The sequence below is a fragment of the Marinobacter sp. PE14 genome (assembly GCF_053566155.1).
In genome coordinates, this window is the sequence record NZ_JBQXNY010000003.1 from 15,418 (window position 1) to 40,498 (window position 25,081).

21 protein-coding genes are annotated in these 25,081 nt (G+C 59.4%); 20 read left to right on the forward strand and 1 reads right to left on the reverse strand.

Going from position 1 to position 25,081, the window contains the following annotated elements; genetic code table 11:
* Positions 1 to 84 precede the first annotated feature (84 nt).
* The 16 genes from mraZ (at position 85) to lpxC (ending at position 18,173) form a co-directional block, all read left to right on the forward strand.
* On the forward strand, positions 85 to 537 hold the full coding sequence (gene mraZ / locus ACWJ62_RS10730) for a division/cell wall cluster transcriptional repressor MraZ (protein WP_008176533.1): 453 nt from the start codon (positions 85 to 87) through the stop codon (positions 535 to 537).
* Positions 534 to 1,517, forward strand: coding sequence for a 16S rRNA (cytosine(1402)-N(4))-methyltransferase RsmH (gene rsmH, locus ACWJ62_RS10735; RefSeq protein ID WP_449286192.1), 984 nt, complete (start codon positions 534 to 536; stop codon positions 1,515 to 1,517). The genes mraZ and rsmH overlap by 4 nt, the downstream gene beginning before the upstream one ends.
* Before the next feature lie 2 nt (positions 1,518 to 1,519).
* On the forward strand, positions 1,520 to 1,924 hold the full coding sequence (gene ftsL, locus ACWJ62_RS10740; protein ID WP_449286193.1) for a cell division protein FtsL: 405 nt from the start codon (positions 1,520 to 1,522) through the stop codon (positions 1,922 to 1,924).
* Between the two features lie 34 nt (positions 1,925 to 1,958).
* Positions 1,959 to 3,698 (forward strand): peptidoglycan D,D-transpeptidase FtsI family protein, encoded by a 1,740-nt coding sequence (locus ACWJ62_RS10745; RefSeq protein WP_449286194.1) that lies wholly within the window; start codon positions 1,959 to 1,961, stop codon positions 3,696 to 3,698.
* A 4-nt stretch (positions 3,699 to 3,702) separates the two neighbouring features.
* Complete coding sequence (locus ACWJ62_RS10750) at positions 3,703 to 5,187, forward strand: UDP-N-acetylmuramoyl-L-alanyl-D-glutamate--2,6-diaminopimelate ligase (protein WP_449286195.1); 1,485 nt, start codon at positions 3,703 to 3,705, stop codon at positions 5,185 to 5,187.
* Positions 5,184 to 6,572: a UDP-N-acetylmuramoyl-tripeptide--D-alanyl-D-alanine ligase gene (locus ACWJ62_RS10755; protein WP_449286196.1), complete on the forward strand. Its 1,389-nt coding sequence runs from the start codon at positions 5,184 to 5,186 to the stop codon at positions 6,570 to 6,572. The genes ACWJ62_RS10750 and ACWJ62_RS10755 overlap by 4 nt, the downstream gene beginning before the upstream one ends.
* Positions 6,557 to 7,642 (forward strand): phospho-N-acetylmuramoyl-pentapeptide-transferase, encoded by a 1,086-nt coding sequence (gene mraY, locus ACWJ62_RS10760; protein ID WP_449286197.1) that lies wholly within the window; start codon positions 6,557 to 6,559, stop codon positions 7,640 to 7,642. Before ACWJ62_RS10755 ends, mraY begins: the two co-directional genes overlap by 16 nt.
* Before the next feature lie 15 nt (positions 7,643 to 7,657).
* Positions 7,658 to 8,998 carry a UDP-N-acetylmuramoyl-L-alanine--D-glutamate ligase gene (gene murD / locus ACWJ62_RS10765; protein ID WP_449286198.1) on the forward strand — a complete coding sequence of 447 codons (1,341 nt, stop codon included), beginning with the start codon at positions 7,658 to 7,660 and terminating at the stop codon, positions 8,996 to 8,998.
* Complete coding sequence (gene ftsW / locus ACWJ62_RS10770) at positions 8,998 to 10,197, forward strand: putative lipid II flippase FtsW (RefSeq protein WP_449286199.1); 1,200 nt, start codon at positions 8,998 to 9,000, stop codon at positions 10,195 to 10,197. Before murD ends, ftsW begins: the two co-directional genes overlap by 1 nt.
* On the forward strand, positions 10,190 to 11,275 hold the full coding sequence (gene murG / locus ACWJ62_RS10775; RefSeq protein ID WP_449286200.1) for an undecaprenyldiphospho-muramoylpentapeptide beta-N-acetylglucosaminyltransferase: 1,086 nt from the start codon (positions 10,190 to 10,192) through the stop codon (positions 11,273 to 11,275). The genes ftsW and murG overlap by 8 nt, the downstream gene beginning before the upstream one ends.
* Complete coding sequence (gene murC, locus ACWJ62_RS10780; RefSeq protein ID WP_449286201.1) at positions 11,268 to 12,713, forward strand: UDP-N-acetylmuramate--L-alanine ligase; 1,446 nt, start codon at positions 11,268 to 11,270, stop codon at positions 12,711 to 12,713. The genes murG and murC overlap by 8 nt, the downstream gene beginning before the upstream one ends.
* A gap of 1 nt (position 12,714) precedes the next feature.
* Positions 12,715 to 13,686 (forward strand): D-alanine--D-alanine ligase, encoded by a 972-nt coding sequence (locus tag ACWJ62_RS10785; protein ID WP_449286644.1) that lies wholly within the window; start codon positions 12,715 to 12,717, stop codon positions 13,684 to 13,686.
* On the forward strand, positions 13,679 to 14,518 hold the full coding sequence (locus tag ACWJ62_RS10790) for a cell division protein FtsQ/DivIB (protein ID WP_449286202.1): 840 nt from the start codon (positions 13,679 to 13,681) through the stop codon (positions 14,516 to 14,518). The genes ACWJ62_RS10785 and ACWJ62_RS10790 overlap by 8 nt, the downstream gene beginning before the upstream one ends.
* Before the next feature lie 36 nt (positions 14,519 to 14,554).
* Positions 14,555 to 15,790, forward strand: coding sequence for a cell division protein FtsA (gene ftsA / locus ACWJ62_RS10795; protein WP_008176504.1), 1,236 nt, complete (start codon positions 14,555 to 14,557; stop codon positions 15,788 to 15,790).
* 98 nt (positions 15,791 to 15,888) lie between these two features.
* Entirely contained in the window at positions 15,889 to 17,046 is a 1,158-nt protein-coding gene (ftsZ, locus tag ACWJ62_RS10800) for a cell division protein FtsZ (RefSeq protein WP_008176500.1), read from the forward strand.
* A gap of 212 nt (positions 17,047 to 17,258) precedes the next feature.
* Positions 17,259 to 18,173, forward strand: coding sequence for a UDP-3-O-acyl-N-acetylglucosamine deacetylase (gene lpxC / locus ACWJ62_RS10805; RefSeq protein WP_008176497.1), 915 nt, complete (start codon positions 17,259 to 17,261; stop codon positions 18,171 to 18,173).
* Between the two features lie 11 nt (positions 18,174 to 18,184).
* On the opposite strand, the gene ACWJ62_RS10810 is transcribed toward lpxC, so the two are convergent.
* A complete protein-coding gene (locus tag ACWJ62_RS10810) occupies positions 18,185 to 18,631 on the reverse strand; it encodes a DciA family protein (protein WP_088558033.1) in 447 nt (148 codons plus the stop codon).
* A gap of 215 nt (positions 18,632 to 18,846) precedes the next feature.
* Between ACWJ62_RS10810 and ACWJ62_RS10815 the strand changes: the two genes are divergently transcribed.
* The 4 genes from ACWJ62_RS10815 (at position 18,847) to ACWJ62_RS10830 (ending at position 25,042) form a co-directional block, all read left to right on the forward strand.
* Positions 18,847 to 19,800, forward strand: a complete 954-nt coding sequence (locus ACWJ62_RS10815) for a M23 family metallopeptidase (RefSeq protein ID WP_449286203.1) — start codon at positions 18,847 to 18,849, stop codon at positions 19,798 to 19,800.
* A 184-nt stretch (positions 19,801 to 19,984) separates the two neighbouring features.
* On the forward strand, positions 19,985 to 22,723 hold the full coding sequence (secA, locus tag ACWJ62_RS10820) for a preprotein translocase subunit SecA (RefSeq protein WP_449286204.1): 2,739 nt from the start codon (positions 19,985 to 19,987) through the stop codon (positions 22,721 to 22,723).
* A 127-nt stretch (positions 22,724 to 22,850) separates the two neighbouring features.
* A complete protein-coding gene (gene argJ, locus ACWJ62_RS10825) occupies positions 22,851 to 24,068 on the forward strand; it encodes a bifunctional glutamate N-acetyltransferase/amino-acid acetyltransferase ArgJ (protein ID WP_449286205.1) in 1,218 nt (405 codons plus the stop codon).
* 2 nt (positions 24,069 to 24,070) lie between these two features.
* Positions 24,071 to 25,042, forward strand: a complete 972-nt coding sequence (locus ACWJ62_RS10830) for a Nudix family hydrolase (protein ID WP_449286206.1) — start codon at positions 24,071 to 24,073, stop codon at positions 25,040 to 25,042.
* Positions 25,043 to 25,081: the final 39 nt, after the last annotated feature.

Here is a 25,081-nt window from a genome sequence, read left to right on the forward strand (position 1 = left end):
TGCGTGTTTCTATAGTGTGCAGAAGTGGGAAAAAGTGGTTTCTAGTGGTTTTTTGTGGATATCGGGCACCCAGAGACAGCGTAAATGAGTAATTTTCTCGGCAGTCATGCCATCAATATGGATGCGAAGGGTCGCCTGGCGATTCCCTCCAAGGTGCGCGAAGAGCTCGCGCAGGCCTGTGGTGGGCGCATTGTATTGACAGCAAACGCTGACGAGGAGCGGTGCCTGCTGGTCTATCCGGAGCCCGAGTGGGAAGTTTTACGGCCCAAAATCGAGGCGCTTCCCAATATGAATAAGGCGGCCCGGCGGCTGCAGCGTTTGATCCTGGGTAATGCTGCGCCCATGGAGCTGGATTCGGCCGGGCGAATTCTGATTCCGCCAACCCTGAGAAGCTATGCCCATCTGGAGAAAAAGCTGATGTTGATCGGGCAAGGCAAGAAGCTCGAGCTCTGGAGTGAAGAGCGCTGGTTTGCCTGGCTGGATGAATCCTCTGATGACGAAGACATGCCGCCCGAGATGGAGGCGCTGTCCTTATGACCACCGATCGCAGTCAGGAGGCCGGAGCAGCGTACTCGCATCGCTCGGTGCTCCTGGATTCGGCGGTCGACTATCTGGTCAACGACCCCGACGGTTATTACGTGGATGGCACCTTTGGACGGGGTGGTCACAGCCGTCTTATTCTCGGTCGCCTCGGCCCGTCGGCGCGGTTGCTGGGTGTCGACAAGGATTCCGAGGCAATCCGCGCGGCAAAGGAATTGGAAGCCCAGGATAACCGGTTTCACAGTTTCCACGGTTCTTTCGCCGAGCTGGGCGCTGCCATGGCCGGTCAGGGTTGGCAGACAGTGAACGGTGTGTTGCTGGATCTCGGCGTATCATCGCCGCAGCTTGATGATGCCTCCCGTGGATTCAGCTTCATGCGTGATGGCCCATTGGACATGCGCATGAATACAGAGCAATCGCCCAGTGCGGCCGAGTGGCTTGCGACAGCGGACGAGTCGGACATCGCAAACGTGATCTTCCGTTACGGCGAGGAGAAGTTCTCGCGGCGTATCGCCCGGCTCCTGGTCGAGCGTCGTCAGGCAGCGCCCGTCGAGACCACTCGCCAGTTGGCAGAGTTGGTCAGCGAGGCGGTGCCGAAGAAGGAGAAACATAAGCATCCGGCCACCCGGACCTTTCAGGCAATCCGGATTTTTATCAACCGGGAGCTGGAAGATCTGGAAGTGGGTCTTCAGTCTGCTGTTGACCACCTTGCCCCGGGGGGGCGTCTGGTGGTCATCAGTTTTCATTCGCTGGAAGACCGGCTGGTCAAGCGGTTCATGAGGGATCTGGCGCGCGGGCCACAGCTGCCCAAAGGTGTGCCCGTAACCGCAGAACAGGAAGCCTCGGACTTCCGGCTCGTTGGCAAGGCCAGCAAGGCCGGCGCAGAAGAAGTAAGTGACAACGTACGTGCCCGCAGTGCAGTCATGCGGGTGCTGGAACGCACCGATATCAGGAAAAACTCGCAGGGGAGCGCGTAACCATGGGCGCTGTTGCCATTGAAGAGCCGGTAAAGACGGCGAAGCTCAACAAGCAGAAGGTCCGGAACGGTGTTGCAACCGCGGTCCGGATTTCAAGGCAGGTTTTCGCTGCCACGAAGCAGGGCAAGGTGCTTGTCTCGCTTGGTCTGGTTGCCGTGTTGCTGGCTTCCTCTATTGGCGTAGTGGTCAGTGCCCACGAGAACCGGGAGCTTTTCAACACACTGTCGCAGCTTCAGTCCGAGCGCGACCGTTATCAGAGCGAGTGGAGCCAGCTTCTGCTCGAGCAGAGCGCGTTGAGCGCTCATGGCCGGGTCGAAAAGCTGGCGGCTGAACGTTTCGGCATGGTGGTGCCGGGACGTCAGGATATTGTGCTGGTGCCACTGATGTCGCCGGTTACCAGCCGGTAATCAACGAGAACAACAACGAATCAGGGTGATCGACGTGTCCGATCAGGGAAAGAAGACAACATGGGGGCAGCGTTTGGCGTCCGGGCTGGCAGTCTGGCGTTTTGGCTCCGTCGTGGGCGTCTTTCTCCTGGTCGTGGGTGTGCTTGGCTGGCGCCTGGTCGACCTCCATGTTGTGGATAATGATTTCCTGCGCAAGCAGGGTGATGTCCGTACGATCCGGGTTGAGAGTATTGATGCTCATCGTGGTGTTGTCACCGATCGTTATGACGAGCCGCTAGCAGTCAGCACACCAGTGCAGACCATCTGGGCGAATCCTTCTGAAGCCAATCCCTCCGAGGCGCGACTCACCAACCTTGCGCGGCTGCTCGATATCAATGAAGCCTCTCTCCGGCAACGTCTCGAAGAATACTCCGGGCGGGAATTCATCTATCTGCGCCGCAAGGTTCAGCCGGATCTGGCCAGAAAGGTTCTCGAATTGGAAGTTGACGGGATATACACCCGTCAGGAGTACCGTCGCTATTACCCCGCGGGCGAAGTGACCGCTCACGTTGTGGGCTTCACCGACATCGACGAGCGCGGGCAGGAAGGGATCGAGCTTGCCTACAACCAGTGGCTGTCCGGTGAAACCGGCCGGAAGCGGGTCCTGAAAGACAACCGTGGCCGGATTATCAAGGATCTGACCCTGATTCGCGATGCCAGCCCCGGCCAGAATCTCGCCCTCAGCATCGACCTGCGCCTCCAGTACCTGGCCTACCGGGAACTCAAGGCTGTCGTGGCGGCTCATAATGCCAGAGGGGGTACGCTGGTCATGCTCGACGTGGATACAGGTGAGGTCCTGGCGATGGTCAACCAGGGGTCCTATAACCCCAATGACCGCAGTCAGCTCGCAGCGGAAAATCTTCGAAACAAGGCTATTACCGACCTGTTCGAGCCCGGCTCAACCATGAAGCCGATCACCATGGCGGCTGCTCTGGAATCCGGCAGCTACTCCGTTAACAGCACCATTGATACCAACCCGGGTTTTCGCCGTTTCGGTCGTTTCACCATCCGGGATCATCGCAACTATGGCGTCATGGATATGACCGAGATCATCGTCAAGTCCAGCAACGTCGGAATCAGCCGGATTGCCACCGACCTTGGCGGCGATGTGATTCGTGATCTCTACGCCCGTCTGGGGCTTGGCCAGCCAACGGGGATTGGTTTTCCCGGCGAAGCGGTGGGCGTATTGCCATCGCCACCCAAGTGGCGCCCTGTGGAAGAGGCGACGCTGTCTTACGGATACGGTATGAGCGTGAACGCTCTCCAACTGGCCCAGGCCTATATGGTGATCGCCAATGGTGGCGTGCGCTATCCCCTGAGCCTGGTCCGGCAGGATAAGAAGCCGGAGGGGCAGCGAGTGCTCTCGGAGCAGGTCACCCTCCAGGTTCGCAATATGCTGCGCGAGGCCGTTTCAAGGGGTACCGGTAAGCGGGCCCAGCCGGGATTCTACTCGGCCGGCGGCAAGACCGGGACCGTTCATCTTGTTGGGGCCCAGGGTTACGAGGATAGCCAGTACAAGGCGATTTTTGCCGGTATGGCGCCTATTGATAACCCCAGGCTGGTTACGGTTGTGGCCGTTGATGCGCCGCAGTCCGGAGAATACTACGGTGGTGAAGTGGCCGCGCCAGTATTCTCACGGGTAATGAGTGACGCACTGCGACTGTTGAATGTGAAGCCTGAACTGGAAGTAGGAAAGGCCGAAATGGCTTCTTCTGCACCCGGAGAGCGAGGGTAGGCCTATGTGCATCACATCTCTCAGCACGTTATTGCAGGGTATCGTAGCGGTTCCGTCGGTGTTCGACGTGACCATCCACGGACTGAAAACCGACAGTCGGGAAGTCGCCTCCGGCGACGCCTTTATCGCCCTCTCGGGCGCCCGAACGCCGGCTGATTACTATGTCGATAAGGCCATTGCAGCGGGCGCAACGGTCATCCTCCTGGAAGCGCAGCAGGCGGGAGAGTGCACCGAACACCACGGTGCCCTGATGGTGCCTGTTGCTGGCCTGCGCAGTCTGGTGGGGCGAATCGCAGACCGCTTTTTCGAGCATCCGTCGCAACGGCTTCGCCTGATTGGCGTGACCGGAACCAATGGCAAAACGTCGGTCTGCCAGTATGTCGCACAGCTGCTCAAGGAAACGGGAACGCCCTGCGGTATTCTCGGCACCCTGGGCTATGGCATGCCCGGCGCCCTCCAGCCCGCGACGCACACGACACCGGATGCGGTTCAGGTCAACCGGGTCCTGTCGCGGATTGTTAAACAGGAAGGTCGTGCTGCGGTGATGGAGGTGTCTTCCCATGCCCTTGACCAGGGCCGCGTGGATAACCTCTCCATGACCGGCGCGGTATTCACGAATCTGACCCGGGATCACCTGGACTACCACGGCTCCATGGAAGCCTATGGTGCCGCCAAGGCCCAGCTATTCCAGCGCGAAGAGCTGCATTTTTCGGTCATCAATTTTGACGATCCATTTGGTCGACAGCTGTTCGAACAGCTGGACGGCAAATGTGATCGCGTGCGCTACAGCCTGCACGAGGCCCAGACCGAGCTCTGGTTGCGGGAATTCCGACCAACCGACGAAGGTTTCGAAGCTGAGGTCGATGGCGAATGGGGCCGGTTTGTTGTCTCGGTTCCGCTGATGGGAAGTTTCAACGCGAGCAATGTATTGGCGGCTATGGCAACCGTTCTCACGCTTGGGGTGCCGATCGAGCGCGTACAGCAGGCTGTGGGTCGGCTCACACCGCCACCTGGCAGGCTGGAGCGGTTTGTGGGTGCAAATGGTGTCAGGGTGGTAGTCGATTACGCCCACACCCCGGATGCCCTCGCCAATGCCCTGACAGCACTGCGCCCGCATGTGACCGGTGAGCTGGTGTGCGTATTTGGTTGCGGCGGTGACCGTGATGCAGGTAAGCGCCCGGAAATGGCCCGGGAAGCCGAAAGACTTTCGGATCGGGTGGTCGTTACCGATGACAATCCCCGCAGTGAGGACCCCGAAGCAATTTCAAAGGATATCCTGGCCGGTTTCACGGACGCTGCCCGAGTCTCTGTCATCCATGATCGGGCCGAGGCCATTCAGTCGACAATCCGCTCGGCCACGCCAAACGACGTGGTTCTGATTGCAGGGAAAGGTCACGAGGCGTATCAGGAAATCGCCAGCCAGAAATACCCGTTCAGTGATGCGGAGCAGGTTCGCCACGTCTTGAAACTCAATGGGGGTGTGGCATGATGCGCGCCTTTTCGCTGGCGGAAGCCAAGCGTTGGCTGGGCGCCGAGTGCACTTCGGGCGATCTTGAGTCGGTGAGCTTCACCGGGGTTTCCACTGATACCCGTACCCTCGAGCAAGGCCAGCTGTTCGTGGCCCTGCGAGGCGAAAATTTTGATGGCCACCGTTTCCTGCAACAGGCCATGGATAAAGGCGCAGCTGGCCTGGTGGTCGATACGCCTGATACCAACTTGGCTCTGCCTCAGTTGGTAGTGAATGACACGCTGGAGGCCCTTGCACGGCTAGCGGATGGCAACCGTGAAGAAAGCACAGCCGCCATCCTCGCGATCACCGGTAGCAGCGGTAAGACCACCGTCAAGGAGATGTGCGCCGCCATTCTCTCGCAGATGGGCAGGACGCTTTCGACAAAAGGCAACCTGAACAATCACATCGGTGTCCCGCTTACGCTGTTCGGCCTTTCTCCGGAACACCGGTACGGCGTGATTGAATTGGGTGCCAGTGGGCTGGGCGAAATTGCCCATACCGTCGCCCTGGCGAAGCCCCGCGTTGCCATTCTCACGAATGCTGGCGAGGCTCATCTGGAAGGGTTTGGCAGCTACGAGAATATTGTCCTGGCCAAGGGCGAAATCATTGACGGCGTGGCGGCAGATGGGCTGGTGGTGCTCAACGGCGACGACCCGGCCTTCGCGCAGTGGCGAACGCGTGCCGGAGCCCGCCGCGTCGCTGGCGTCAGCCGTCTCGGCGCCGAAGCTGATTATCACGCGGTCATCGAGGGCCAGGACGCCGAACCGAGAACCCTTCAGGTGAGCGGCCCGGACGGCTGGCGATGCCGGGTCACGCTGGGGCTGGAGGGCGATCACAACATCACGAACATGCTGCTTGCTATTGCGGCCACCCGTGAGTTGGGTGCCAGCGATCAGGCGATTGTTGCAGGGCTGGCCAGTGTTGCGCCGGTGAAGGGGCGGCTCCAGCTCTTGCAGCTGTCGCCGGAACTGACCTTGATTGACGACAGCTACAACGCCAACCCGTCGTCCATGAAAGCCGCGCTTGGAGTTCTGTCCGGGCGCGAGGGGCAGAAGATTGCGGTACTTGGCGCCATGGCAGAGCTTGGCGCTGAGGCCAGGGCGTTGCACAGGGAAGTTGGAGACTGCGCCCGGAAGCACGGCATCGACCGACTGATCACGGTGGGCCCGGGTTGTGAAGGTTATGCCGACGGGTTTGGAGAGTCCACGGAGCTTGGGCTGGGCCATGAGCAGGCCGTTGAGTCGGCTATTAGAGACAAAAACACACCATTGACAGTGCTGGTCAAGGGTTCTCGCAGTTCCGCCATGGAGCGTGTGGTGGAGGGAATTAAAGAAAAGGTGAATAACTCATGCTGCTCTGGCTGACAGAGGTCCTATCACAGTATTTCTCCGCACTGACGGTGTTTCAGTACCTGACCCTGCGTGGAATTCTGGGCACACTCACCGCGCTGCTGATTTCGCTGATCATCGGCCCGGTGATGATCCGCAAGCTGAGCCAGTACCAGATTGGTCAGGCGGTGAGAGATGATGGTCCGCAAACCCATCTCAGCAAAGCTGGCACCCCGACTATGGGTGGCGCACTGATCCTTGTGGCCATTGGCATCAGTACGTTGCTCTGGGCGGATCTTGGTAACCGCTACGTCTGGGTCACCCTTCTGGTGACGCTGCTGTTCGGCGCAATCGGCTGGGTTGATGACTATCGCAAGGTGGTGGAACGCAACCCGCGGGGCCTGCCGGCCCGCTGGAAGTATTTCTGGCAGTCGGTCATCGGCGCTACGGCGGCCGTCGTGTTGTTCTTCAGTTCCGCCTTGCCCCAGGAGACATCTCTGTATGTACCCTTTGTAAAGCAGGTGTCCCTCACCCTTGGCCCGGTGTTGTTCATTCTGCTCACCTATTTCGTGATCGTTGGCAGCAGCAACGCCGTCAACCTGACTGACGGCCTGGACGGTCTGGCAATCATGCCGACGGTGATGGTCGCCGGTGCGCTTGGTATCTTCGCTTACCTGTCCGGGCACGCCCAGTTCGCCAATTACCTGCTGATCCCGCACCTGCCGGGCACCGGGGAGCTTATCGTTTTCTGTGGCGCGCTCGTCGGAGCCGGGCTTGGTTTTCTCTGGTTCAACACTTACCCGGCCCAGGTATTCATGGGGGATGTGGGCGCTCTGGCCCTCGGCGCAGCCCTGGGTGTGGTTGCGGTGATTGTTCGCCAGGAAATTGTCCTGTTCATCATGGGCGGGGTGTTCGTGATGGAGACCATATCGGTGATCCTGCAGGTTGCGTCGTTCCGTTTGACCGGGCGGCGGATCTTCCGCATGGCGCCGCTGCACCACCACTTTGAATTGAAAGGCTGGCCGGAGCCACGAGTGATTGTCCGGTTCTGGGTTATCACCGTCGTTCTGGTCCTGATTGGCATCGCCAGTCTGAAACTGAGATAGGAAAGCGCTGCAACTATGAGTGTCATTGTTTCGGATCGTCGCACACTGGTCGTAGGGCTCGGTAAAACCGGGCTTTCCTGCGTGCGCTATCTGTCCGAACAGGGGCGGGACGTAGCTGTGGCCGATAGCCGCCAGGCTCCTCCAGGCCTTGATCAGCTGAAGGCAGACTGGCCGGATATTCCGGTCCACCTGGGCACCTTTGACTCGGAACTGTTTGCCGGTTTCAACGAACTGGTGGTAAGTCCGGGCATCAGCATTGCGGAGCCTGCCATTGCTGCAGCCGCGCGCCAGGGCGCAAGAATCCGCGGGGATATTGATCTGTTCGCCGAGGCGGCCGATGCGCCCATCGTGGCCATTACGGGCTCCAACGGTAAAACAACCGTTACCACCCTGGTGGGTGAAATGGCGAAAGCCGCGGGCCGGAAAGTGGCTGTTGGCGGCAACATCGGCACCCCGGCCCTGGATCTTCTGGGGCAGGGCGCCGACCTTTATGTGCTCGAGCTGTCGAGTTTCCAGCTTGAGACCACCGATGAGCTGAATGCCCTTGCGGCGACGGTACTGAACGTCAGTGACGATCACATGGATCGTTACCCGAACAAGATGGCTTACTTCCAGGCCAAACAGCGGATTTTCCGGGGCTGCAAGAATGCCATTGTTAATCTGGACGACGCCCTGAGTACCCCCATGGCACGGGACACTCTGAGGTTCCTGTGTTTCGGTTTTCACCGGGTGAACCCGGAAACGTTCAGCACCCGGGACGATGACCAGGGCACCTGGATTACCTTTGGCTTCGATAACCTACTGCTGGCCAGCGAGCTGAAGCTGATGGGGCATCACAATATCAGCAACGTGATGGCCGCTCTGGCACTGGGCCATGCCGCTGGTCTGCCCATGGATGTAATGCTGACGGTCGCCCGTGAATTTCCGGGGCTGCCGCATCGCTGCGAGTTTGTGCGCCGGCTGAACGATGTGGATTTCATCAATGATTCCAAGGGCACCAATGTCGGAGCCACAGTGGCCGCCATTGAAAGCCTTGCACCGGACAATGGCAAAGTGGTGCTGATTGCCGGCGGAGATGGCAAAGGTGCCGATTTTACCGCCCTGGAAGCGCCCATTGCCCTGCATTGCCGGGCCGTACTGTTGATTGGGCGTGATGCGCCGGCCATCGCCGATGTGCTGGGCAGCGGTATTCCGGTTTATCGGATGGAGAATCTCGCCGAGGCGGTTTCCCGTTCCGCAGAGCTGGCGGTGCCGGGGGATCGGGTATTGCTTTCGCCGGCCTGCGCGAGTTTTGACATGTTCCGTGATTATCTCGATCGCGGTGACCAGTTCCGTTCTCTGGTGGAGGCCCTGTGATGCACGCAGATCTTTCCCTGCAGAACCGGAACCAATGGCTGGGCGAGATCCAGCCGCTACCGATGTTGGTGATCAGTTCGGTTGCACTGCTGGTCATGGGCGTTGTCATGATTTCCTCGGCGTCCATGGATATGGCCGCTGAAACCATGGGGAACAGCTACCACTACGTGATTCGCCAACTGATGTTTGCCGGCCTTGGTTGCCTGTTGGCGCTGGTCGCCGTCAACGTTCCGGTAGCCTGGTGGGAGCGCAGCGGCTGGCTGCTCCTGGGGGTCGGTCTGCTGGCCCTTGTTCTGGTGCTGACGCCTCTGGGAAGGACCGTCAACGGCTCTACCCGCTGGATCCCGTTCGGCCTGTTTAACGTCCAGGTGTCGGAAGTGGCGAAGCTCTGCCTGATTGCTTACCTCGCAGGCTACGTGGTCCGTCGCCGGGATGAGCTGCTCAATACCTGGGCTGGCTTCCTCAAGCCACTGGTTGTTCTTGGATTGGCATCGGTTCTGCTGGTTATTCAGCCGGACTTTGGTGCCACTGTGGTGCTGGTGACGGCAGCGGCGGGCATGATCTTTCTCAGTGGTGTGCGGCTTAGCCGGTTTGTCCCCCTGATCGGTACGCTGGTGGTTCTCGGTGCCATTCTGATTGTTACCCAGCCATACCGCCTGAAACGGGTGGTCAGCTATCTTGACCCCTGGAAAGATCAATTCGACAGCGGTTACCAGCTGACTCAGTCTCTGATCGCCTTCGGTCGCGGAGACTGGGGCGGCGTCGGGCTCGGTAACTCCATCCAGAAGCTGTTCTATTTGCCGGAGGCACATACCGACTTCATCTTCGCCATTATTGCCGAAGAGTTCGGTCTCCTGGGATCCCTACTGGTACTCAGCCTTTTCACTCTGTTGGTGGTGACCGGGTTCGTCATTGCCCGTCGGGCAGAAAAGGCTGGCATGCCGTTCGGTGCCTGTTTCGCCTACGGCCTGACCTTGCTGATCGGGCTGCAGGCCGGGATCAACATGGCGGTCAGTACCGGCCTTTTACCAACCAAGGGTCTGACTCTGCCACTGGTAAGTTACGGCGGATCCAGCCTGATGATTACCTGTATCTGCATTGGCATTCTGGCCCGCGTCGAAATGGAGCGTCTCGATCAGGAAAAACTGGCCCGTGAAAAGGCCGGCCCGAAGACGCGGGGAGGTGCGGTGTATGACTGAACAGCGTCGCTTCCTCATGATGGCCGGTGGTACCGGAGGCCACGTTTTCCCGGCCCTGGCGACGGCCCGTGCGCTTGAGGCTCGAGGTCATCAGGTCTACTGGCTCGGAGCCAGTGGCGGGATGGAGCAGAGATTGATCGGGGAAACCGATATACCGCTGTCATTGATTCATATTTCGGGTTTGCGGGGCAAGGGCAAGCTTGCTCTGTTGCTGGCACCGTTCCGGCTGATGCGGGCACTGGGTGAAGCGTTCACCATCCTGCGCCGGATTCGCCCGGATTGCGTCGTCGGCATGGGTGGGTTTGTGACCGGGCCCGGTGGTGTCGCCGCCTGGCTGAGCCGAACACCGCTGGTGATTCATGAACAGAACGCCATCGCCGGTATGACCAACCGGATTCTGGTTAGATTTGCGGAAACCGTGCTGGAGGCGTTTCCGGGTAGTTTCGGGCCGAAAGTGGTTACCCGCTGTACCGGCAATCCGGTGCGGGAGGACCTCGCCGCCTTGCCAGTTCCGGAAAAGCGCATGGCGGACCGTGAAGGTGCCCTCAGATTGCTGGTGATCGGCGGCAGTCTCGGCGCGCAGGTCTTCAATGAACAGCTCCCCGAGGCGCTGGCCATGTTGCCGGAGGGTGACCGGCCAGTGGTCCGTCACCAATGTGGTGAGCGCCATGCCGAGGCAGCGAAGCAGGCCTATGAGGAGCATGGCGTGGAGGCGGCCGTCGAGCCGTTCATCAAGGACATGGCCGAGGCCTATCAGTGGGCAGACCTGGTGCTGTGCCGGGCAGGCGCACTGACGGTTTCGGAATTGTGCGCCGCGGGTATCGGTGCGGTGCTGGTGCCCTTTCCCCACGCCGTGGATGACCACCAGACGAAAAACGGGCAACAGATGGTGTCGGCGAAGGCAGCCATTCTGATTCCACAGGCAAAAATGACCCCGGCGGTGCTTGCGGAAACCCTGGGCGATCTGGCCCGGGATCGTGGCCGGGTAAACAAAATGGCGACGGCCGCGCGAACGCTGGCCCGCCCTGATGCAACGGAGAGAGTCGTGAATTACTGTCTGGAGGCCGCCAATGGCTGATGCAACCAATCCGCCGCTGGTCTATCAGGTGCCTGAAATGCGCCGGATCCGTCATATCCACTTTGTGGGCATCGGCGGTGCAGGGATGAGCGGCATCGCCGAGGTTCTCAAGAATCAGGGCTACGACGTTTCCGGATCGGATCTGAAAGAAGGGGGCGTTACCGATCGTCTCAAGGCCATGGGCGTTGAAGTGCAGATCGGCCATCGGGAAGAGAACAGCGCCAGCGCCGATGTGGTTGTGGTGTCTTCAGCGGTGTCTGCGGAAAACCCGGAAGTCGTGGCGGCCCGCAGTCGTCGGGTGCCAATCGTGCCCCGGGCGGAAATGCTGGCGGAAATCATGCGCTATCGCCACGGCATCGCCGTCGCTGGAACCCATGGCAAGACCACGACCACCAGTCTGATTGCATCCATTCTCGGTGAGGCGGGTCTGGACCCGACCTTTGTGATTGGCGGCAAGTTGAACAGCGCGGGGACCAACGCGCAGCTGGGCGGTTCCCGCTACCTGGTGGCGGAGGCCGATGAGAGTGACGCGTCCTTCCTGCACCTGACTCCGGTGATTTCGGTGGTGACTAACATCGAAGCCGACCATATGGATACCTATGGCGGCGATGTCGAAAAGCTGAAGCAGACCTTTGTGGACTTTCTGCACAACCTGCCGTTTTACGGTGTTGCGGTGATGTGCGTCGACGACGGTTACGTCCAGGAGATCATCCCCCGGATATCCCGGGCCATCATCACCTACGGAATTGACAACCCGGAGGCGGATTACCGTGCGGAAAGCATCAACTCCGACGGTCTGCGGACCCACTTTGTGGTGAAGCGTCCGGCCGGGCGCAGTGACCTCACGGTCGAGTTGAAAATGCCGGGCCGCCATAACGTGCTGAACGCGCTGGCGGCCATCGCTGTGGCCACAGACGAGGGCGTTGACGATGACGCGATCTGCCGCGGGTTGGCGGGATTTGCCGGTGTCGGACGCCGGTTCCAGGTCTACGGCGATTACCAGACCCCCAAAGGCATGGTCACCCTTGTGGACGATTACGGACACCACCCCACAGAAGTGGAGGCGGTTATCCGTGCGGCACACGATGCCTGGCCGGATCGCCGTCTGGTCATGCTGTACCAGCCGCACCGGTTCACCCGGACCCGCGACCTTTATGAAGACTTTGTCCGGGTGCTTTCGGAAGTGGACGGCTTGCTTTTAATGGACGTGTATTCCGCCGGCGAACCGGCGATTCCGGGTGCCGACGGTCGGGCCCTGTGTCGCAGTATTCGCCAGCGCGGGCAGGTGGAACCGGTGTTTGTTGAGGACAACCTGGAGATCGAGTCTCTGCTGGCCAATGTGCTGCAGGACGGCGATCTGCTGATAACCCAGGGCGCTGGAGACATTGGCGGTGTGGCAGCGCGGCTGGCAGCCGCGGGAGTGATAGCTGGTGAGTGACATGCATCATGCGGAACCACAGGCCTATCAGGCCGACCCGGATCTCGTTCGGTCTCTCGGTCGGGTAGCCGTGTTCATGGGTGGAGATTCCGCTGAACGGGAAGTGTCCCTGAAAAGCGGCAAGGCGGTACTGGCGGCGCTGGTGTCGGCCGGCGTCGATGCCTTTGCAGTGGACGTCCGCGGCTGCCTGCTGAGAACCGTCGACACCCCTGATTTTGACCGGGTGTTCATTGCCCTGCATGGTCGGGGAGGCGAGGACGGCACCTTGCAGGCCATCCTCTCGCAGGCAGGTATTCCCTACACCGGCAGTGATCTGCTGGCCTCGGCATTGGCCATGGACAAACTGAGAACCAAGTACGTGTTTGAAGGCTGTGGCCTGCCAACGCCGAAGTTCCGCACCATGTCCGGAGCAGATCAGGCCGAACAGATCATTGGCGAACTGCGGGCGCCCCTGAGTGTGAAGCCTTCCCGGGAAGGCTCCAGCATCGGCATCCGCAAGGTACACACTGTTGCCGAACTGGCTGAAGCCTACGCGGCCGCTGCCGCGCTGGATAACCTGGTGCTGGTGGAGGAGTGGATCGAAGGGCCAGAATTCACCGTCAGCCTGCTGCAGGATCGGGCGCTTCCAGCCATTGGACTGAGCGCAAGCACCGAACATGTTTTTTACGATTACGAGGCCAAGTACCTGGCGGACGATACCCGCTATCGCATTCCCTGTGGCCTGGCACCGGAAGACGAAGTACGCCTTCAGCACCTGGCACTGGAGGCCTTCCGGGTTGTGGGCTGTCGGACCTGGGGCCGGGTCGACATCATGCAGGACAGCGACGGCAAGTTCTGGCTGCTGGAGGTCAATACCGTGCCCGGTATGACCGATCACAGTCTTGTGCCCATGGCCGCGAAGGCGGCAGGCATCAGCTTTGAAGAGCTGGTGGTCCGGATATTGAAAGATAGTCTGGAGGACGCCAATGCTTGAAACACTGCTGATCCGGAGCCGGGCGACACCGTCCGAGCCCCCGCGACGCCGGGGGGCAACGTCCCTCGGTCCCGAGCGGGACCGGTTTGGCGTGTTGAAGGGTGTGCTGGCAGCTGTACCCTGGCTCCAGGTGGGCATGGGCGCGGTGATTGTGCTGTTGGCTGCACTGGTGCCGTGGGGCACTGGCAAGGTATTGGGCGCCATGGATCAGCAGATCCTGGCAGTCGATGTGAAAGGAGAATTTGTAGGCGATAGCCGGGTCGCCATTGAGCGCGCCGCTGGCGACTGGATTGGCAAGAGCTATTTCGCCACGGATCTTTCGGAAATCAAAGGCAGCCTGGAGCGTCGGCCCTGGGTTGAGTCCGCGGCGGTGCGTCGGGTATGGCCGGATCGCCTGGTGATCGATATCAGGGAGAAGAAACCCCTGGCTTACTGGACCGACGGACGTCTCGTGAGCCGGACCGGCGAGCTGTTCGCGCCGTCCAATCCGGAAGTTGCCGGTCGGTTGCCGCGACTCGCCGGGCCGGATGAAAGGGTGCGGGATGTGATCGATATGGCGCGGAACATGAGCGACAAGCTGGTCGCCCGGGGCCTTGGATTTTCGGGCCTGACCCTGGAGCACCGGGGTGCATGGACCCTGCAACTGGCCAATGGCATCGAAGTGGTGCTTGGCCGTGATCAGGTGGAGCAACGGTTTGATCGGTTTATCACGGTTTATGAAAACCGACTGGCAGCAAGGTCGGACGAAGTCAGTCGGGTAGATGCCCGCTACACCAATGGTGTGGCGGTCAAGTGGAAGGCTGTCGAGACAGCCTCCAGCCCAAAATCATAGCAACGGTTAATTCAGACCTACGGTTTGGTGGAACACATGTCATCGGTTGAAACGGAAAACATGATTGTCGGCCTCGATATCGGAACCTCGAAGGTGGTTGCGATTGTCGGCAAGCGCAAGATGGACGGCACCATCGAAGTGGTGGGCATTGGTTCCCATCCTTCCCGGGGCCTCAAGCGTGGAGTGGTGGTGAATATTGAAACCACCGTCCAGGCAATTCAGCGCGCGGTGGAAGAGGCGGAGTTGATGGCTGGGTGCCGCATTCACTCGGTGTATGCGGGTATTGCCGGCAGCCACATCAAGAGCCTGAATTCCCACGGGATTGTTGCTATCCGTGACCGTGAGGTCACCCAGGCCGACATTGATCGGGTGATTGACGCCGCCCAGGCGGTTGCGATTCCTGCAGACCAGAAGATTCTCCATATTCTGCCGCAGGAGTTCGTGATCGATAGCCAGGAAGGCATCAAGGAGCCCATGGGTATGTCCGGTGTGCGCCTGGAAGCAAAGGTGCATCTGGTGACCTGCGCGGTGAATGCCGCCCAGAACATAGAGAAATGCGTTAAGCGCTGCGGGCTTGAGGTGGATGACATCATCCTGGAGCAGCTGGCATCCAGCCACGCCATTCTCACCGAGGATGAAAAGGAGCTGGGTGTCTGCGTGGTGGATATCGGTGGTGGCACCACGGATATTGCCGTGTTTACCGGCGGTGCTATCCGGCACACGGCGGTGATTCCGATTGCCGGCGACCAGGTGACCAACGATATTGCCATGGCGCTACGCACACCGACCCAGAATGCCGAAGAAATTAAGATCAAGTATGCCTGCGCACTGACCCAGCTGGCCGGTGCGGATGAAACCATCAAGGTGCCCAGTGTTGGCGATCGCGCGCCGCGCGATCTGTCCAGGCAGGCCCTGGCCGAGGTGGTGGAACCGCGCTACGAGGAGCTGTTCACCCTGGTTCAGTCAGAGTTGCGCCGGTCCGGATTTGAAGACCTCATTCCGGCAGGCATCGTGATAACCGGCGGTTCCTCCACCATGGAAGGCGTGGTGGAGCTGGCCGAAGAGATCTTCCACATGCCGGTACGGCTGGCCTGTCCGCAGGCGGTTTCCGGCATGACGGAGGTGGTCAACAATCCGATCTACGCCACTGGCGTTGGGTTGTTGATTCATGGTTTCCGCCAGATGGATCTGGGGCGGGCACCGGTGCTCAAGGGTGAAGATGCACCCTCGCTGTTTGAGCGCATGAAAGCCTGGTTTACCGGTCATTTCTGACGGAGCCGGGCGGGTATTCCACGAAGGTATCTCGAAAACACAATCTCGAACAAACAGCCCGGAACAAGGGCTGAAAACAGCACGAAGGAGTAGGGGAAATGTTTGAACTCGTCGATAATGTCCAGCAAAACGCTGTCATTAAAGTCGTCGGTGTAGGCGGTGGTGGCGGCAACGCCGTTCGCCATATGCTTAACAGCGACATCGAAGGTGTGGAATTCATCTGCGCCAACACGGATGCTCAGGCGCTGACCGATATGGACGCGCGTCAGATCATCCAGCTCGGTGGCAACATCACCAAGGGACTGGGTGCCGGCGCCAATCCGGAAGTCGGTCGCCAGTCTGCCCTGGAAGACCGTGATCGTATCGCCGAAGCCATCAAGGGCGCGGATATGGTCTTCATTACCGCGGGCATGGGCGGTGGTACCGGTACCGGAGCCGCGCCGATCGTGGCGGAAGTGGCCCGCGAACTCGGCATCCTGACCGTTGCCGTTGTCACCAAGCCTTTCATGTTCGAAGGCGGCAAGCGCATGAGCGTTGCCGAATCCGGTCTGAAAGAGCTGGAAGAAAGCGTCGATTCCCTGATTACCATTCCCAATGAAAAGCTGCTGGCGGTCATGGGTAAGAAAACCAGCCTGCTGGACGCCTTTGCCGCAGCCAACGATGTGCTTCTGGGCGCAGTTCAGGGTATCGCCGATCTGATTACCCGCAACGGTATGATTAACGTCGACTTTGCCGACGTGAAGACGGTCATGTCCGAGATGGGTATGGCCATGATGGGCACCGCACGTGCCACTGGTGAAAATCGTGCGCGGGAAGCCGCCGAGGCAGCCGTTCGCAGCCCGCTGCTCGAAGACATCAACCTGCAGGGTGCCAAGGGTATTCTGGTCAATATCACCGCGGGCATGGATCTCAACCTGGGCGAATTCTCCGAGGTTGGCGACATTGTGCGTGAGTTTGCTTCTGACTCTGCCACCGTTGTGGTCGGTACCGTCATTGATCCGGAAATGACCGACGAATTGAAGGTGACGGTCGTTGCGACCGGTCTGGGTGGTGATCGTGAGAAGCCGACCAAGGTGGTGGACAATACCCGCACCCTGGATGGAAAAACCGATTACAACCAGCTGGACCGTCCCGCTGTTCTGCGTCGCCGGGCCGTTTCCCATGGAAACGTGGCTATCGACCAGAGCAAGGACAGCGAGGAGCAGGGTGTCGACTATCTCGATATTCCCGCATTCCTCCGTCGTCAGGCTGACTGATAATCTGGTGCAATTGTGATCCGGTTGTGGTTCGTGTGCGAAATAGTGAACCCGATAGCCGGTAAATACGTGCACTGATTGCCATGGGTTGGATGCTGGATGAACATTCAGCAACAACGGATTGGTTAAATGGTATTCAGTCTTATTTTCTGATATTCTCCGGGCAGATTTTTGCCTAGAATATCGCCTTTTTGTGACGGAATTATGTACCGATGATCAGACAACGGACACTTAAAAACACCATCCGTGCCACCGGTGTTGGCTTGCACTCGGGTGAGAAGGTCTATCTGACTCTCAAGCCTGCCCCGGTGGATTCCGGTATCATCTTCCGCCGTACCGATCTTGACCCGATGGTTGAGATTCGCGCCTGTGCGGAAAATGTGGGTGAGACCATGCTGTCCACGACGCTGGTAAAAAACGGTGTCCGTGTGGCGACTGTGGAGCATCTGCTCTCGGCCATGGCTGGTCTCGGGATTGATAACTGTTTCGTCGAGCTTAGTGCCGCGGAAGTGCCCATCATGGACGGCTCTGCCGGTCCTTTTGTGTTTCTGCTGCAGTCCGCCGGTATTGCCGAACAGGATGCGGCCAAGCGTTTCATCCGCATCAAGCGTGAGGTAACGGTTGAGGAGGGCGACAAGAAGGCTACCCTGCTGCCTTTCGAAGGCTTCAAGGTAAGCTTCGGTATCGACTTTGATCACCCCGTGTTCAAGGGTCGCGCCCAGACTGCAACTGTCGATTTTTCCAGCACCTCCTTTGTCAAGGAAGTGAGCCGCGCACGGACTTTCGGGTTTATGCGTGACATCGAAAAATTGCGTGCCATGAACCTCGCTCTTGGCGGTAGTGTGGACAACGCCATCGTTGTTGATGACTACAAAATCCTCAACGAAGACGGTCTGCGCTATGACGACGAATTTGTGAAGCACAAGCTGCTTGATGCCATCGGCGATCTCTATCAGTTGGGCAACAGCCTGATTGGTGAGTTCCGGGGGATCAAATCCGGCCACGATCTGAACAACAAGCTGTTGCGCAAGCTCAGGGCAGAAGAGGATGCCTGGGAAGTGGTTACCTTTGATGACGAGGCCACTGCCCCGATTTCCTACATGAAGCCTGTGCTGGCGGCGGGCTGAAGCAGGACGCTTTAATCCCGGACGTGGCTAGCGAGTTTTTCGAGAACCTCGCGTAATGCTTTATCCTTCGTGTGCCCGGCCTCCTCTTTGAGGAGCCGGGCATTTTCTTTGCTCAAGGGTTCTTTTTTGAACACCGGTTTTTCCCGAAATCTGGGCGGTGCAACCTTAACCTTCAGTTTCCAGACGAACCGGAACAGCTCGTTCTCTCGCAGCTTTTCCATGATCTCGTGCTGGCGGAACCGGATCTGACTGGCTTTACCCGCGGTTTCGGCGGTCAGGACCAGCTCTCCGTCCTTGCAGCTGACAAAGCGTGTCCCGTTGACCAGCTCGCTCGGAAGGGCGGCCAGAACTTCTCCTTCCGCCTGTCGATGGAGCTCGGCCTTTGCCACAAGATCCTTCAGTACCGGGGTTCTGCCAAGCTTGTCGAAGGTCATTTTTTGCTCGCTTTTGCGTTTCATGGCGGCGTTTTTACTCGACGGCTGCGTTTACGATTGGTTACACTTCGGCACGGTTTATGCGTAGTGCCTGTATTACACTCGTTTTACATTGTGGTAAATGAGTATGTCTACCGGGCGCTGCAATTTTTTCAGTATGTAGCTGTTGCCAAAGGATGGCAGACCCCCTTCGGATTTTTCCGGGGCGCAACACTACAGGATGCGGTTGCGGCTCAACGATGAAACCAGATGATGATATGAACATTATTCTCGTTGGCAAACGCCACGGAAAGTCCCGTGTGCTGTCGATTAACAGCACGCTTTCTGCCGGCTTGCTGTTCCTCGTGCTCTCCCTGCTGGTCGCGGCTGGCTGGGCAGGGTATCAGGTGGCTGTGGAGCAGGCAGAGGCCAGAGAGCCCACCAACTCCGAGCTGGTAGCCGAGTGGAAGCTGAAGCTGGCAGACCAGAAGGCAGAGCTGGCCAGTATCGAGCAGAACGTTCAGCAACAGGTTGATGCGCTGACCCTTCGCCTTGGCGAGATCCAGGGCCGTCTCCTGCGCCTGGATGCCCTGGGCCAGCGTTTTGTGGAGTCCGGCCTGGTGGCCAGTGATGAATTCAACTTCGATCAGCCGGCTGCAGTCGGCGGACCGGAAGATGCCTTGTCCGGGGATTCCTTCTCCGCACCTGAGCTGACACGGATGATCGAGGAAATGGAATGGCGGATCGAAGACCGTGAACAGCAACTGCGGTTGCTCGATCAGTTGGCATCCAGCAAGCGGCTCGAAGACGAACTTTACCTGGAAGGCCGCCCGATCACTTGGGGCTGGCTGTCTTCAAAGTACGGTTACCGGTCCGATCCGTTTACCGGCAAGCGTACCTGGCATGCCGGTGTTGATCTGGCCGGCAAGGATGGCAGCGACATTATTTCGGTCGCCGGCGGCGTGGTTACCTACGCCGGAGAGCGCTATGGCTACGGAAACCTCGTGGAAGTCGACCATGGCGATGGTCTGATAACCCGCTATGCCCACTGCAAGTCTATCAAGGTGAAGGTGGGCGATGTTGTCCAGAAAGGCCAGGTGGTTGCGCTAATGGGCAGCACAGGGCGCTCGACAGGGCCCCACGTGCACTTTGAAGTCATCCGGAATGGCAAGTCTGAAAACCCGGAAACCTATATCAAGCGGGCGAGCCGCTGATCCGGTTCCGGCCCGCACGCCGTCGTCAGCACCTCCCCGCCAGTCGGCCTCCGGCCAGTTTTTATCCGTGAATCCGGTGCCTCATCAGCGACTTATTGCGCCTGTGTGAGGCCTACCTTTTGTCCTGTTACAAAATAAGGTTAGAATGCCGGCTTCCTCCGTTTAATCAAAGAAGCAGTGGTCTATGTTCACAAAGCTTGCAACCAAGATGTTCGGCAGTAAAAACGCCAGAGAAATCAAGAGAATGCGTAAGGCTGTCATACGCATTAATGAGCTTGAAGAGCAGTATGGCAATCTGTCCGACTCCGAGTTGCAGGGCAAGACCGCGGAGTTCCGTCGCCGGATCGATGAAGGCGAATCCCTAGATGCGCTGCTTGCGGAAGCCTTCGCAACCGTGCGTGAAGCGGGCCGCCGGGTTATGGGCATGCGTCATTACGACGTCCAGCTGATCGGTGGTATTACCTTGCACGAAGGCCGGATCGCGGAAATGAAGACCGGTGAGGGCAAGACGCTGGTTGCTACCGCTTCCGTTTACCTCAACGCATTGTCCGGCAAGGGTGTCCACGTGGTTACCGTGAACGATTACCTGGCCGGTCGTGATGCTGACTGGATGGGCAAGCTTTATCGGTTCCTGGGCATGCAGGTGGGTGTCGTGGCCTCGGGCCAGCCAGCAGAGGAAAAACGGGCAGCCTACCAGGCGGATATTACCTACGGCACCAACAACGAATTCGGCTTCGACTACCTGCGCGACAACATGGCGTTCAGTACCGAAGACAAGGTTCAGCGCGGGCTGAACTACGCGATCGTGGACGAAGTGGACTCGATCCTGATCGACGAGGCACGAACGCCGCTGATTATCTCCGGGGCAGCCGAGGACAGCTCGAAACTGTATCAGGCTATCAATGAACTGATCCCCAGCCTCGAAAAGGGCGAAGTGCCGGAGGAAGGCGAGCCGACCGGTGATTTCACCATCGATGAGAAATCCCGCCAGGTCGAGCTGACAGAAAGCGGTCACGAGAAGGTTGAGGAGCTGCTGCTTGAGCGGGGCCTTCTGAAGGAAGGTGAGAGCCTTTATTCCGCCGCCAACCTCAGCCTGCTGCACCACGTGCACTCGGCACTGCGCGCCCACCACCTGTTCCAGAAAGACGTGGATTATATCGTCCAGGGCGGCCAGGTGGTCATCGTCGACGAGCATACCGGTCGTACCATGCCGGGTCGTCGCTGGAGTGAAGGTCTGCACCAGGCCGTTGAGGCCAAAGAGGGCGTCAAGATTCAGGCCGAAAGCCAGACGCTTGCCTCCACCACCTTCCAGAACTATTTCCGACTCTACGAGAAGCTGGCCGGTATGACCGGTACGGCAGACACCGAAGCTTTCGAGTTTCGCCAGATTTACGGCCTCGATGTGGTGGTCATTCCGCCCAACAAGCCGATCCAGCGAACCGATTACAACGACCTGGTCTATTTGACCCAGGAAGAGAAATTCCACGCCATTATTGACGAGATCAAGGATGTCACCGCCGAAGGGCGTCCGATCCTCGTCGGTACCGCGTCCATCGAGGCTTCCGAGCTGCTCTCCATGCTGCTCAAGAAGGCACGGATCGAACACAAGATCCTGAACGCCAAGCAGCACGAATCCGAAGCCCATATCATTGCCCAGGCGGGCCGCCCCGGCGCGGTCACCATCGCCACCAACATGGCCGGTCGTGGTACCGATATCGTGCTCGGTGGTAACTGGGAGCACGAGGTTGCCGCCATGGACAATCCCTCCGAAGAGGAGATTGCCCGGGCCAAGGCCGAGTGGACCGAGCGACACAATCAGGTGCTCGAGGCCGGCGGCCTGCACATCATCGGTACCGAGCGTCACGAATCCCGTCGAATTGACAACCAGCTTCGCGGTCGTGCCGGTCGTCAGGGTGATCCCGGCTCCTCAAGGTTCTTCCTGTCGCTGGAAGACAACCTCATGCGCATCTTTGCCCCCGACCGGGTCAAGAGCCTTATGCAGGCCATGGGCATGAAGAAGGGCGAGGCCATCGAGCACCGGATGGTGACCAACGCGATCGAGAAATCCCAGCGCAAGGTGGAAGGCCGCAACTTCGACATGCGGAAGACCCTCCTGGAATACGATGACGTGGCCAACGACCAGCGCACGGTTATCTACGACCAGCGCAACGAAGTCATGTCTTCCGACGACATTTCGGACATGGTGACGACCATTCGGGAAGACGTTGTCGATTCGCTGATCAGTGAATACATTCCGCCCCAGAGTATGCCGGAACAATGGGATGTCGCCGGGCTGGAAGCACAGCTGCAGTCTGAGATGGCGATTGATTTGCCGGTTCAGAAGTGGCTGGAAGAAGACAACAAGCTGTACGAAGAAAACCTGCGTCAGAAGATTCTCGACGAGATTGTGGCTGCCTACCAGGCCAAGGAAGAGATTGCCGGTTCCGAGGCCATGCGCAAGTTCGAGAAACAGGTGTTCCTGCAGGTGCTTGATACCCTCTGGAAAGAGCATCTTTCCAACATGGATCATCTGCGCCGTGGTATCCATCTGCGGGGTTATGCCCAGAAGAACCCCAAGCAGGAGTACAAGCGCGAGGCGTTCAACCTGTTTGAAACCATGCTTGATACCATGAAGCGGGATGTTACCCGGGTACTCTGCCACGTACGTGTTCAGAGCCGTGAAGAGATGGAAGAAGTCGAGCGCCGTCGCAAGCAGGAGCTGGAAGAAGAGCTCGCCAGGGCTCGCCTGCGCCACGACGAAACCAGTGCCACGGCCCAGAGCCAGGGTGAGGGCGAGGCTGACGAAGCCCGGCAGTCGACTCCGGAAACCTTCGTTCGACAGGAGCGCAAGGTGGGTCGAAACGAACCCTGCCCCTGCGGGTCCGGCAAGAAGTACAAGCAGTGTCATGGCAAGGTCAGCTAATACAGAGCACTGACTGCACCATCGGAACCCGCACTCTGCCAGTCGCAACTGGTGGGCTGCGGGTTTTTTCGTTTTCAGCGGGTTGTGTGGCTCGTCGAGCGCAACCCCAGACAAGAGGAGTGGCAGAATGGCGGTAGGTCCGGGAACCTTACCTGAGTTTTACCCGGTAGCCGGGGTCAAGGTCGGCATAGCCAGTGCCGGTATCAAGAAGCCGGGACGTAAGGACATTGTTGTGTTCGAGCTGGCCCCAGAAAGCCGGGTTGCCGGTATTTTCACCAAGAACCAGTTCTGTGCGGCACCGGTTACCCTCAGCCGCCGGCATCTGGCCGAGACCTCGCCCCGGTACCTCTTGATCAATACCGGCAATGCCAACGCCGGTACCGGTGAGCAGGGGATGCGGGATGCCGTGGCCTGCTGCCAGGCGCTGGCGAAACAGGCTGGCGTTACGGAAGCCGAGATTCTGCCATTTTCCACGGGAGTGATTGGCGAGCCGTTGCCGGTGCAGAAGATTGTGGGTGTCCTCCCGGACGCTTTGTCGAACACCGCCGAGAACCGCTGGGCAGATGCTGCCAGTGGCATCATGACCACGGACACCCGCCCCAAGGGCGCTTCCTGTCAGGTGGAGCTGGATGGTCATACGGTAAGCATCTCGGGCATTAGCAAGGGTGCGGGCATGATTCGTCCCAACATGGCCACAATGCTCGGTTTTATTGCCACCGATGCCCGGATTGCGCCGGAACTGCTGCAGACGCTTGCCTCTGAACTGGGGGAGAAGTCCTTCAATCGCATCACCATAGATGGCGATACCTCCACCAATGACGCCTGCATGCTGATGGCCAGCGGGCAGTATTCCGGCCCCGAGATTACGGCCTCCAGTCCGGCGCTGCCGAAGCTGCGCGAGGCCTTGCAGGCGGTCTATCTGGAACTGGCCCACGCCATTGTCCGCGACGGCGAAGGGGCAACCAAGTTTGTCACCATCGACGTCAGCGGCGCGGCCAGCCAGCAGGAAGCGCTGGATGTGGCCTACACCGTTGCACATTCGCCGCTGGTCAAGACCGCACTGTTTGCCTCGGACCCGAACTGGGGCCGGATTCTGGCGGCGGTAGGGCGCGCCGGTGTCGACGGGCTGGATCTGAATGCCCTGGAAATATACCTGGGGGATGTCTGTCTGGTCCGCAACGGTGGCAGGGCCGAGGACTACTCGGAAGCTCGTGGCCAGGCTGTGATGGACCGGGAAGAAATCACCATTGCCATTGATCTCAAGCGGGGTGATGTTCGGGAGACGGTATGGACCTGTGACTTCTCCCACGATTACGTCACCATCAACGCCGAGTACCGGACCTGACCATGTCTGCGTCGGAAGCCGGGGTGAAAGAAGTTCACGTTGCCGTTGCGGTTATTGTCCGGGATGGACGGGTGTTGATTGCCCGACGGCCGGATCATGTTCATCAGGGGGGCTTGCTGGAGTTTCCCGGGGGCAAGGTGGAGCCGGGGGAGAGTGTTCAGGCGGCTCTGGTACGTGAGATTGCCGAAGAAACCAGTCTTCGCGTGCCTGAGGCCTCTCTGGAGCCTGTTATCGGTATTCGTCACGACTACGGTGACAAGCGGGTTTTCCTGGACGTCTGGGAAACCGGCGCTGCCGAGGGCGAAGCAAGGGGGTGTGAGGGGCAGCCGGTTGAATGGCTGACTCCGGAGCAGCTTCGGGATGATGATTTTCCCGCTGCCAACCGGCCGATCATTCGCGCTCTGCGCCTGCCCCGGCAGCTGGCAATCACCGGTTCCGAGAATGGCCTGGAGCCAGCCCTTGCGCACCTTCAGGAGGGACTGAGCGGTGCTCGGCCACCGCTGGTACTGCTCCGGGCTCTGGCGATGAGTCCGCAGGCCTATCGGGAGTTGGCGGCGAAAGCGCTGCCGGTTTGTGAAAAGGCCGGAGCTGCCCTGATTGTGCACGGTGGACCGGAGGTATTCCGCGCCACACCCGGTGCCCACGGGCTGCATCTGCCCTGGCGCGAGGCGGCCGCGCTCTCGGCCAGACCGGTTCCGGAAGATGTCTGGCTGGGGGTTTCCTGCCATGACAGGCAGGAAATCGATCATGCCACGGCTATCGGGGCGGACTACGTGACCCTGGGGCCAGTGCAGCCTACCGAAAGCCATCCGGGTGCGGCGACCCTGGGATGGTCGGTCTTTACCGATCTGGTGTCCGAAGCGGTGCTTCCGGTATTTGCTCTGGGTGGGTTGTCGCCCGGCGATCTCCGTGAGGCTCGCCAGCGGGGCGGTCAGGGCATCGCCGGTATCCGCTTCTGGTGGCCGCAAAGCTGACACTTGTCAGCGACGCCGTGGCCATGTCTGTTATGCTGT

Excerpts from the sequence above, each read along its gene's own strand:
- mraZ (WP_008176533.1), top strand. The coding sequence starts at position 85 with ATGAGTAATTTTCTCGGCAGTCATGCCATCAATATGGATGCGAAGGGT.
- rsmH (WP_449286192.1), top strand. The coding sequence starts at position 534 with ATGACCACCGATCGCAGTCAGGAGGCCGGAGCAGCGTACTCGCATCGC.
- ftsL (WP_449286193.1), top strand. The coding sequence starts at position 1,520 with ATGGGCGCTGTTGCCATTGAAGAGCCGGTAAAGACGGCGAAGCTCAAC.
- ACWJ62_RS10750 (WP_449286195.1), top strand. The coding sequence starts at position 3,703 with ATGTGCATCACATCTCTCAGCACGTTATTGCAGGGTATCGTAGCGGTT.
- ACWJ62_RS10755 (WP_449286196.1), top strand. The coding sequence starts at position 5,184 with ATGATGCGCGCCTTTTCGCTGGCGGAAGCCAAGCGTTGGCTGGGCGCC.
- mraY (WP_449286197.1), top strand. The coding sequence starts at position 6,557 with ATGCTGCTCTGGCTGACAGAGGTCCTATCACAGTATTTCTCCGCACTG.
- murD (WP_449286198.1), top strand. The coding sequence starts at position 7,658 with ATGAGTGTCATTGTTTCGGATCGTCGCACACTGGTCGTAGGGCTCGGT.
- ftsW (WP_449286199.1), top strand. The coding sequence starts at position 8,998 with ATGCACGCAGATCTTTCCCTGCAGAACCGGAACCAATGGCTGGGCGAG.
- murG (WP_449286200.1), top strand. The coding sequence starts at position 10,190 with ATGACTGAACAGCGTCGCTTCCTCATGATGGCCGGTGGTACCGGAGGC.
- murC (WP_449286201.1), top strand. The coding sequence starts at position 11,268 with ATGGCTGATGCAACCAATCCGCCGCTGGTCTATCAGGTGCCTGAAATG.
- ACWJ62_RS10785 (WP_449286644.1), top strand. The coding sequence starts at position 12,715 with ATGCATCATGCGGAACCACAGGCCTATCAGGCCGACCCGGATCTCGTT.
- ACWJ62_RS10790 (WP_449286202.1), top strand. The coding sequence starts at position 13,679 with ATGCTTGAAACACTGCTGATCCGGAGCCGGGCGACACCGTCCGAGCCC.
- ftsA (WP_008176504.1), top strand. The coding sequence starts at position 14,555 with ATGTCATCGGTTGAAACGGAAAACATGATTGTCGGCCTCGATATCGGA.
- ftsZ (WP_008176500.1), top strand. The coding sequence starts at position 15,889 with ATGTTTGAACTCGTCGATAATGTCCAGCAAAACGCTGTCATTAAAGTC.
- lpxC (WP_008176497.1), top strand. The coding sequence starts at position 17,259 with ATGATCAGACAACGGACACTTAAAAACACCATCCGTGCCACCGGTGTT.
- ACWJ62_RS10810 (WP_088558033.1), bottom strand. The coding sequence starts at position 18,631 with ATGAAACGCAAAAGCGAGCAAAAAATGACCTTCGACAAGCTTGGCAGA.
- ACWJ62_RS10815 (WP_449286203.1), top strand. The coding sequence starts at position 18,847 with ATGAAACCAGATGATGATATGAACATTATTCTCGTTGGCAAACGCCAC.
- secA (WP_449286204.1), top strand. The coding sequence starts at position 19,985 with ATGTTCACAAAGCTTGCAACCAAGATGTTCGGCAGTAAAAACGCCAGA.
- argJ (WP_449286205.1), top strand. The coding sequence starts at position 22,851 with ATGGCGGTAGGTCCGGGAACCTTACCTGAGTTTTACCCGGTAGCCGGG.
- ACWJ62_RS10830 (WP_449286206.1), top strand. The coding sequence starts at position 24,071 with ATGTCTGCGTCGGAAGCCGGGGTGAAAGAAGTTCACGTTGCCGTTGCG.